Source organism: Streptomyces sp. NPDC047974, from assembly GCF_040653375.1.
Lineage (GTDB): Bacteria > Actinomycetota > Actinomycetes > Streptomycetales > Streptomycetaceae > Streptomyces.
In genome coordinates, this window is sequence record NZ_JBEZNU010000013.1 from 203986 (window position 1) to 211142 (window position 7157).

The following is a 7157-nucleotide window of genomic DNA, read 5'->3' on the forward strand; positions in this document are numbered from 1 at the left end:
TTCCCGGGGCTCACGACCGGGAGGCGGCCTTCGGCCGGTCGTTCGCGCGGCCCGTCGGGATGCCGGTGGACAGGTCCTCGGCGACGGCCTTCTTCGCGATGGCGTCGACGGCGGCGCGCAGTTCGGGGCCGCTGGGGCGGTCGCGCTCCTGCTCCAGGCGGGCGGAGAGCCAGTCGCCCCAGGCGTGGGTGATGACCTCGGCCTCGCGGGTGCCGGCCGGCGTGTGCGAGAGGAGGTTGCCGTCCCGGGTGAGGAAGCCCTCGTCGACCATCCGGTCGAAGACCGGGAGGATGACCTCCGGCGGCAGGCGGCGGCTCGCCGCGATCAGGCCGAGGCTCGCGTGCCCGACCGTCCGGGTGTGCAGCTCCACCTGCATGACCGCCCAGGCGCCGGCCGTGTCCAGCCGGGTGTCGGAGCCGGCGACGATCCGGCGGGCGGTGTCCATGTCGACCCGGCGCAGCAGTCGGCCGACGGAGAGTTCGAGGAGCTTCGCCGAGTCGCCGCTGGCGGTGGGGGAGGCGAAGCCCTCGCCCATGTCGGGGGCGGCCTCCCGGGCCGAGTCCCGCAGCTCGACCTGCTTGAGGAAGAGGGCGACGACGAAGCCGACGACGGCGACCGGCACGGTCCACAGGAAGACGGTGTGCAGGGTGTCGGCATAGGCCTGGACGATCGGCTCGGCGACCCCGTCGGGCAGGCCGTGCAGTCCCTGCGGGCTCTGCGCGGCCCCCGGCACCGAGGCGGGGTCGAGCCCCGCCTGCCCGGCGAGCGCGGACGCCTCGGCGACCCCGTCGGTGAGGTTGGGCTTGAGGGAGTTGGTGTAGATCGTGCCGAAGACGGCGGTGCCGAAGGAGCTGCCCAGGGTGCGGAAGAAGGTGACGCCGGAGGTGGCGGTGCCGAGGTCGGCGTAGTCGACGGTGTTCTGCACGGCGATCGTCAGGACCTGCATGCACAGGCCGATGCCGACGCCGAGCACGAACATGTACAGCGACTCCAGCCAGGCGCCGGTGTTCTGGTCCATCAGCGACAGCAGATAGAGCCCGACGCCCATCACCGCGCAGCCGACGATGGGGAAGATCCGGTAGTGCCCGGTCTTGCTGACCACGTTGCCGCTGTAGATCGAGGCGATCAGCAGACCGACGACCATCGGCAGCGTCCGGATGCCGGAGACGGTCGCCGAATCCCCGTCCACGTACTGGAGGTAGGTCGGCAGGAAGGTCATCGCGCCGAGCATGGCGAAGCCGACGACGAAGCTCAGCACCGAGCAGACGGTGAAGACCGGATTGCGGAACAGCCGCATCGGCAGCATGGGTTCGGCGGCCCGCATCTCCGCCCAGCAGAACAGGGCGAGGGCGATCAGGCCGCCGGCGAAGAGGCCGATGATGACGCCGGATCCCCACGCGTACTCGTTCCCGCCCCAACTGGTCGCCAGGATCAGGGCGCTGGAGCCGATCGCGACCAGGGCGATGCCCAGGTAGTCGATGACCGGCCGGCTCGCGGAGCGCACGGAGGGGATGGTCCGGGCGGCGGCGATGACGACGAGGATCGCGATCGGGACGTTGACGTAGAAGGCCCAGCGCCAGCTGGCGTGGTCGGTGAACAGGCCGCCGAGCAGCGGCCCGATCACCGTGGAGACGCCGAACACGGCGCCGATCGCGCCCTGGTACTTGCCGCGCTCGCGCAGCGGGATCACGTCGGCGATCAGCGCCATCGAGGTGACCATGAGGCCGCCGGCGCCGATGCCCTGCAGGCCGCGCCAGACGATCAGCAGCGTCATGTTGGTGGCGAGGCCGCAGAGGAAGGAGCCGGTGATGAAGACGACCGCGGAGATCTGGAAGATCAGCTTGCGGCCGAAGAGGTCGCCGAACTTGCCGACCAGGACCGTCGCCACGGTCTCCGCGAGGAGGTAGGAGGTGACGACCCACGACATGTGGGCGGCGCCCCCGAGGTCCGCGACGATCGTGGGCAGGGCGGTGCCCACGATGGTCTGGTCGAGTGCCGCGAGCAGCACGCCGAGCATGATCGTGCCGAAGACGATGTTGCGGCGCCGGCCGTCGAGCACGGGCGGTGCGGGCGCGGCCGGGGCGGCGGGTGCTGCGTCGCTGGTCGTGGTCACCCTCGCAGCGTCACACCGCGCCGCCTCCGCTGCCCGTGGGATGCGCCCGAACGGGCGACGCCCTCAGACGGCCCTCAGGGGCGTACCGGCAGCGTCGGGTGGTGCTTGGCCAGGATCTTGTTGGCGCGGGCGAGCGCGGCGAGGGCGTGCTCGCGGTCGGCGAGGTCCTCGGGGCAGAGCGGCCCGCGGAAGCGGTAGACCTCGCGCGCCGCGCAGTCCGCCTCGATCTCCGCCTGGAGGACGTGCGCGGGCAGACAGGCGCCGATGAGAGCGGCCACGCGGTCGGGGATCGGGACGGGGACGAGGGGGGAGGGCGAGGCGATCACGGGTCAGTCCTAGCGGTTCGTGGGGGCGGACGGGAAGGGCTCTCACCTCCATACGTACCGGATGGCGGGAGCGGTTCCGGTACGGCTCCGGTGCCGGGGTGCGCCGGGGGCGCCCGCCCCGCGCGGGGTGCGCGGGCGCACCCGCCTCGGACCGCGCGGCCCCGGTGATCGCCGGCCCCGGCGTTCCCGCAGGTACGGGGCGTGTCGCCGGCGCCGCATTGCGTACGGTCCCTGCGTATCGCGGGCGCGGAGGGGTGTCCTCGGGGCGGGGCGCGGGGCGCGCAAGACCCGTGACGGCCCTGCCTGTGTGAAGGAAATCACGTGGCGCGCGGACGCCAGGACCGGCAAGATCGTCCGCTTGTCCCGTCGCCGTCCCGCCCGGAGGGTCAGCCCAGGACGTCCGACAGGTCGTACGAGACCGGCTCGTCGAGCTGCGCGTAGCCGCAGGACTCGGGGGCGCGGTCCGGGCGCCAGCGCTTGAACTGCGCGGTGTGCCGGAAGCGGTCGCCCTCCATGTGGTCGTAGCCGACCTCGCAGACCCGCTCCGGCCGCAGCGCCACCCACGAGAGGTCCTTCTTGCCCGACCAGCGGCTCGGCGCGCCCGGCAGCCTGGCCCCCTCGTGCGCGGCCTCCTCGGCCCAGGCCGCCCACGGGTGTCCGTCGGGCGGGTCCATCCGCAGCGGCTCCAGCTCCTCGACGAGCTCGGCCCGCCGCGTGGCGGTGAAGGCGGCGCAGACGCCGACGTGCTGGAGGGCGCCCCGGTCGTCGTACAGGCCGAGGAGGAGCGAGCCGACGACGGGGCCGCTCTTGTGGAAGCGGTACCCGGCCACGACGACGTCGGCGGTCCGCTCGTGCTTGATCTTGTACATCAGCCGGGCGTCGGGCCGGTAGGGCAGGTCGAGCGGTTTGGCGATCACCCCGTCGAGCCCGGCCCCCTCGTACTGCTCGAACCAGCGCGCGGCCAGTTCCGGGTCCCGGGTGGCGGGGGCGAGGTGCAGCGGGGCGGTGGTGCCGGCGAGCATCCGCTCCAGGGCCGCGCGGCGCTCGGCGAGCGGGGTGTCGAGGAGGGCGTCGTCCCCGAGGGCGAGCAGGTCGAAGGCGACGAAGCGGGCGGGGGTGGTGTCGGCGAGCATCCGGACCCGGGAGTCGGCCGGGTGGATCCGCTCGCTGAGCCGGTCGAAGTCGAGCCGTCCGCCGCGCTCGACGACGATCTCGCCGTCCACCACGCACCGCTCCGGCAGCCGCTCCGCGAGGGCCTCGACGAGTTCGGGGAAGTAGCGGGTGAGGGGCTTGCCGGTGCGGCTGCCGATGACCAGCTCGGGGCCGTCGCGGTGGACGATCGCCCGGAAGCCGTCCCATTTGGCCTCGTACTGCATCCCGGGCGGGATCTTCTTCACCGCCTTGGCGAGCATCGGCTTCACGGGCGGCATCACCGGCAGATCCATGCAGCAGATTGTCCGGTATGCGGCAGTTGTCGGCGAGCTCTAGGGTGGCGCCCATGGCAGGCAAGACGGCAGCGGTGGAACTGGAGGCGGGCGGGCGCACCGTCCGCGTCTCCAACCCGGACAAGGTCTACTTCCCGGAGCCCGGCTACACCAAGCTGGACATGGTGAACTACTACCTCGCCGTCGGCGAGGGCATCACCCGCGCCCTGCGGGACCGGCCCACCACCCTGGAGCGCTACCCCGACGGGGTGACGGGCGAGTCCTTCTTCCAGAAGCGGGCCCCGAAGTACCTGCCCGACTGGATCCCCACCGCGCACATCACCTTCCCCAGCGGACGCTCGGCCGACGAGATGTGCCCCACCGAACCGGCCGCCGTGCTCTGGGCGGCCAACCTCGGCGCCGTCACCTTCCACCCGTGGCCGGTGCGGCGCGCCGACACCGACCGCCCCGACGAGCTCCGCCTCGACCTCGACCCGCAGCCGGGCACCGACTACGCCGACGCGGTCCGCGCCGCCCACGAACTGCGCGCCGTCCTCGGCGAGTACGGGTTGCGCGGCTGGCCCAAGACCTCCGGCGGACGCGGGCTGCACGTCTTCGTCCCCATCCGCCCCGACTGGACCTTCGTCCAGGTGCGGCGGGCCGCCATCGCGTGCGGGCGGGAGCTGGAGCGGCGGATGCCGGACCGGGTGACCATGAAGTGGTGGAAGGAGGAGCGCGGCGAGCGGATCTTCGTGGACTACAACCAGACGGCCCGCGACCGCACGATCGCCTCCGCCTACTCGGTACGGCCCCGGCCGCACGCCCCGGTCTCCGCGCCGCTGCGCTGGGAGGAGATCGACGACGCGGTGCCGCGGGACTTCGACATCCGCACCATGCCGGCCCGCTACGCCGCACTGGGCGACGTCCATGCCGACATGGACGACGAGCGCTTCGACCTGGAGCCGCTCCTCGAACTGGCCCGGCGCGACGAGGCCGAGCACGCCCTCGGGGACCTGCCCTATCCGCCCGAGTACCCGAAGATGCCCGGGGAGCCGAAGCGGGTCCAGCCGAGCCGGGCGAGGAAGCCGGAAGGGAACGGTGCCGACGCGCCCGACGCGCCGCATTGATCGGACGTTGACGGTGTGTTTAGCGGCCCCCGGCAGGGTGGAGCCATGCAGACCGAGACCGCAGTCCTGACCTTCCCGACCGCCCGCCCCGCCGCCGACCTCGCCTGGCGCGAGGACGCGCTGTGCGCCCAGGCCGGACCCGAGTTCTTCTTCCCCGCCCCGGGGTCCTCGACCCGCGAGGCCAAGCAGCTCTGCGGCGCGTGCGAGGGGCGGGTGGCCTGCCTGGAGTACGCGCTCGCGCACGACGAGCGGTTCGGGGTGTGGGGCGGGCTCTCGGAGAAGGAGCGGCTCAGGCTGCGGCGCACGCAGCGCTCCTGAACCGCTCCGGGGGTCCGACGACCGCTCCGGGGCACGACCCCGTTCAGTGCGCGGCGCGGGCGGCCATCCGGGCCTTGCGGGCGGCGAGCTTCTCGTCGAACTTCGCGGCTTCCGTGTCGAGGCCGTTCATGAACAGGCCGAGCTCCTCCTGGGCGCGCAGCCCGTCGGGGCCGAGGCCGTCCAGCTCCAGGATCCGCAGGTGCCGGATGACCGGCGCCAGGACGTCGTCGTGGTGGATGCGCAGGTTGTAGACCTCGCCGATCGCCATCTGGGCGGCGGCGCGCTCGAAGCCGGGGATGCCGTGACCGGGCATCCGGAAGTCCACGACCACGTCCCGCACGGCCTGCATCGCCAGGTCGGGGGCGATCTCCAGGGCCGCCTTCAGCAGGTTGCGGTAGAAGATCATGTGGAGGTTCTCGTCGAGCGCGATGCGGGCGAGCATCCGGTCGCAGACGGGGTCTCCGGACTGGTGGCCGGTGTTGCGGTGCGAGATGCGGGTGGCGAGCTCCTGGAAGGACACGTACGCCACGGAGTGCAGCATCGAGTGGCGGTTGTCCGACTCGAAGCCCTCGCTCATGTGCGACATCCGGAACTGCTCCAGCTTGTCCGGGTCGACGGCGCGGGAGGCGAGCAGGTAGTCGCGCATGACGATGCCGTGCCGGCCCTCCTCGGCGGTCCAGCGGTGCACCCAGGTGCCCCAGGCGCCGTCGCGGCCGAAGAGGCTGGCGATCTCGTGGTGGTAGCTGGGGAGGTTGTCCTCGGTCAGGAGGTTCACCACGAGGGCGATCTTCCCTATGTCCGTGACCTTGGACTGGGCCGGGTCCCAGGCCTCGCCGTCCTCGAAGAAGCCCGGGAAGTTGCGACCGTCCGACCACGGCACGTACTCGTGCGGCATCCAGTCCTTGGCGACCTTGAGGTGCCGGTTGAGCTCCTTCTCCACCACCTCTTCCAGCGCGTACAGCAAGCGCGCGTCGGTCCACCCTGCCGAGCTGCCGAGGTGGGGAGAGGTGAGCGTCACGGGGACTCCTGGGGACGGAGAAAGGGCAAACGGAACTACCTACGGACTCGTAGGTTACGAGACCGTAGGTTAAGGCTCTGTAAGGGGTCGACCAAGCCCCTTCCGGGCGTTGTCCGGTTACGTTCCGTTATGAACCCAGCTCGGGCCGGGAAAAGAGACGCAGGTCACCTCGGGGGTGGTCACCCGCGAACAACTGATCGGCTACTCAGAGCAGATGATCGGCGGCGCCGGACTTCACCGCGGAGATCAGCGCGCGCAGCGCCTCCACCGAGTCGCTGACGTACTCGCCCGGGGCGAGGGTCGAGCCGATGTAGGCGCGGCCGGCGTCGTCGAGGCCGAAGCGGAAGCAGTTGGCGCCCTCGCTGCAGAAGGCGTCGCCCCAGGCGATGCGGTCGGGGGAGGCGGAGGTGGTGTCGGTGGCGTTCATGGTGGGGGGTCCCTCACAGGTCCTGGGCTATCGCGCGGATGAACGCGCGGGAGTCGGCGGTGGGCAGGGCGAGTCCGCGCAGCCGCCCGAGCAGCCCCTGGTACCGGCGCAGCTTCATGTCGGCGTCGAGCAGGAGCGAGCCGTGCGAGGAGTCGAGCTGCACGGTGTCGAGCTGCGGCACCGGCGCGGACACATAGGTGAACGACTGTCCGGCGCCGGGGAAACCCCCGGCGGCGAAGGGGATGACCCGCACGGTGACGGTCGCCCGCTCGGACTGCTCCAGGATGTGCTCCAGCTGTGCGCGGGCCACTTTCGGGCCGCCGAACTGCATGCGCAGCGCCGCCTCGTGGATCACCGCCTCGTACGGCACCGGCCGGTCCAGGACCTCCTGGCGGCGCAGCCGC

Annotated in this window: 8 protein-coding genes; 2 read left to right on the plus strand and 6 right to left on the minus strand. The window is 72.1% G+C overall.

All coding sequences use genetic code 11. From position 1 onward, the window contains the following. Window positions 1-10: 10 nt before the first annotated feature. The 3 genes from AB0E19_RS20475 to AB0E19_RS20485 all read right to left on the minus strand — a co-directional run bounded on the left by AB0E19_RS20475 (window position 11) and on the right by AB0E19_RS20485 (window position 3884). On the minus strand, window positions 11-2113 hold the full coding sequence (locus AB0E19_RS20475) for an MDR family MFS transporter (RefSeq protein ID WP_362181829.1): 2103 nt from the start codon (window positions 2111-2113) through the stop codon (window positions 11-13). A 74-nt stretch (window positions 2114-2187) separates the two neighbouring features. Further along, window positions 2188-2439: a hypothetical protein gene (locus tag AB0E19_RS20480; RefSeq protein WP_360609325.1), complete on the minus strand. Its 252-nt coding sequence runs from the start codon at window positions 2437-2439 to the stop codon at window positions 2188-2190. Between the two features lie 386 nt (window positions 2440-2825). Continuing rightward, entirely contained in the window at window positions 2826-3884 is a 1059-nt protein-coding gene (locus tag AB0E19_RS20485) for an ATP-dependent DNA ligase (RefSeq protein ID WP_362181833.1), read from the minus strand. Window positions 3885-3937: 53 nt separating this feature from the next. Here AB0E19_RS20485 and ligD point away from each other — a divergent pair, with 53 nt between their 5' ends. Together ligD and AB0E19_RS20495 are read left to right on the plus strand one after the other, a co-directional pair. Continuing rightward, window positions 3938-4990 (plus strand): non-homologous end-joining DNA ligase, encoded by a 1053-nt coding sequence (gene ligD, locus AB0E19_RS20490; RefSeq protein ID WP_362181836.1) that lies wholly within the window; start codon window positions 3938-3940, stop codon window positions 4988-4990. 45 nt (window positions 4991-5035) lie between these two features. After that, the gene (locus AB0E19_RS20495; protein ID WP_362181839.1) at window positions 5036-5308 is read left to right on the plus strand and encodes a WhiB family transcriptional regulator; all 273 of its coding nucleotides are present in this window, start codon (window positions 5036-5038) and stop codon (window positions 5306-5308) included. 43 nt (window positions 5309-5351) lie between these two features. Here AB0E19_RS20495 and AB0E19_RS20500 read toward each other — a convergent pair whose 3' ends face one another. The 3 genes from AB0E19_RS20500 to AB0E19_RS20510 all read right to left on the minus strand — a co-directional run. Then, window positions 5352-6326, minus strand: coding sequence for an acyl-ACP desaturase (locus AB0E19_RS20500; protein ID WP_362181842.1), 975 nt, complete (start codon window positions 6324-6326; stop codon window positions 5352-5354). Between the two features lie 205 nt (window positions 6327-6531). Next, window positions 6532-6753: a hypothetical protein gene (locus tag AB0E19_RS20505; protein WP_362181845.1), complete on the minus strand. Its 222-nt coding sequence runs from the start codon at window positions 6751-6753 to the stop codon at window positions 6532-6534. A 13-nt stretch (window positions 6754-6766) separates the two neighbouring features. Next, window positions 6767-7157: DUF5753 domain-containing protein (locus AB0E19_RS20510; RefSeq protein WP_362181848.1), on the minus strand; the 391-nt coding region annotated here is incomplete at its 5' end.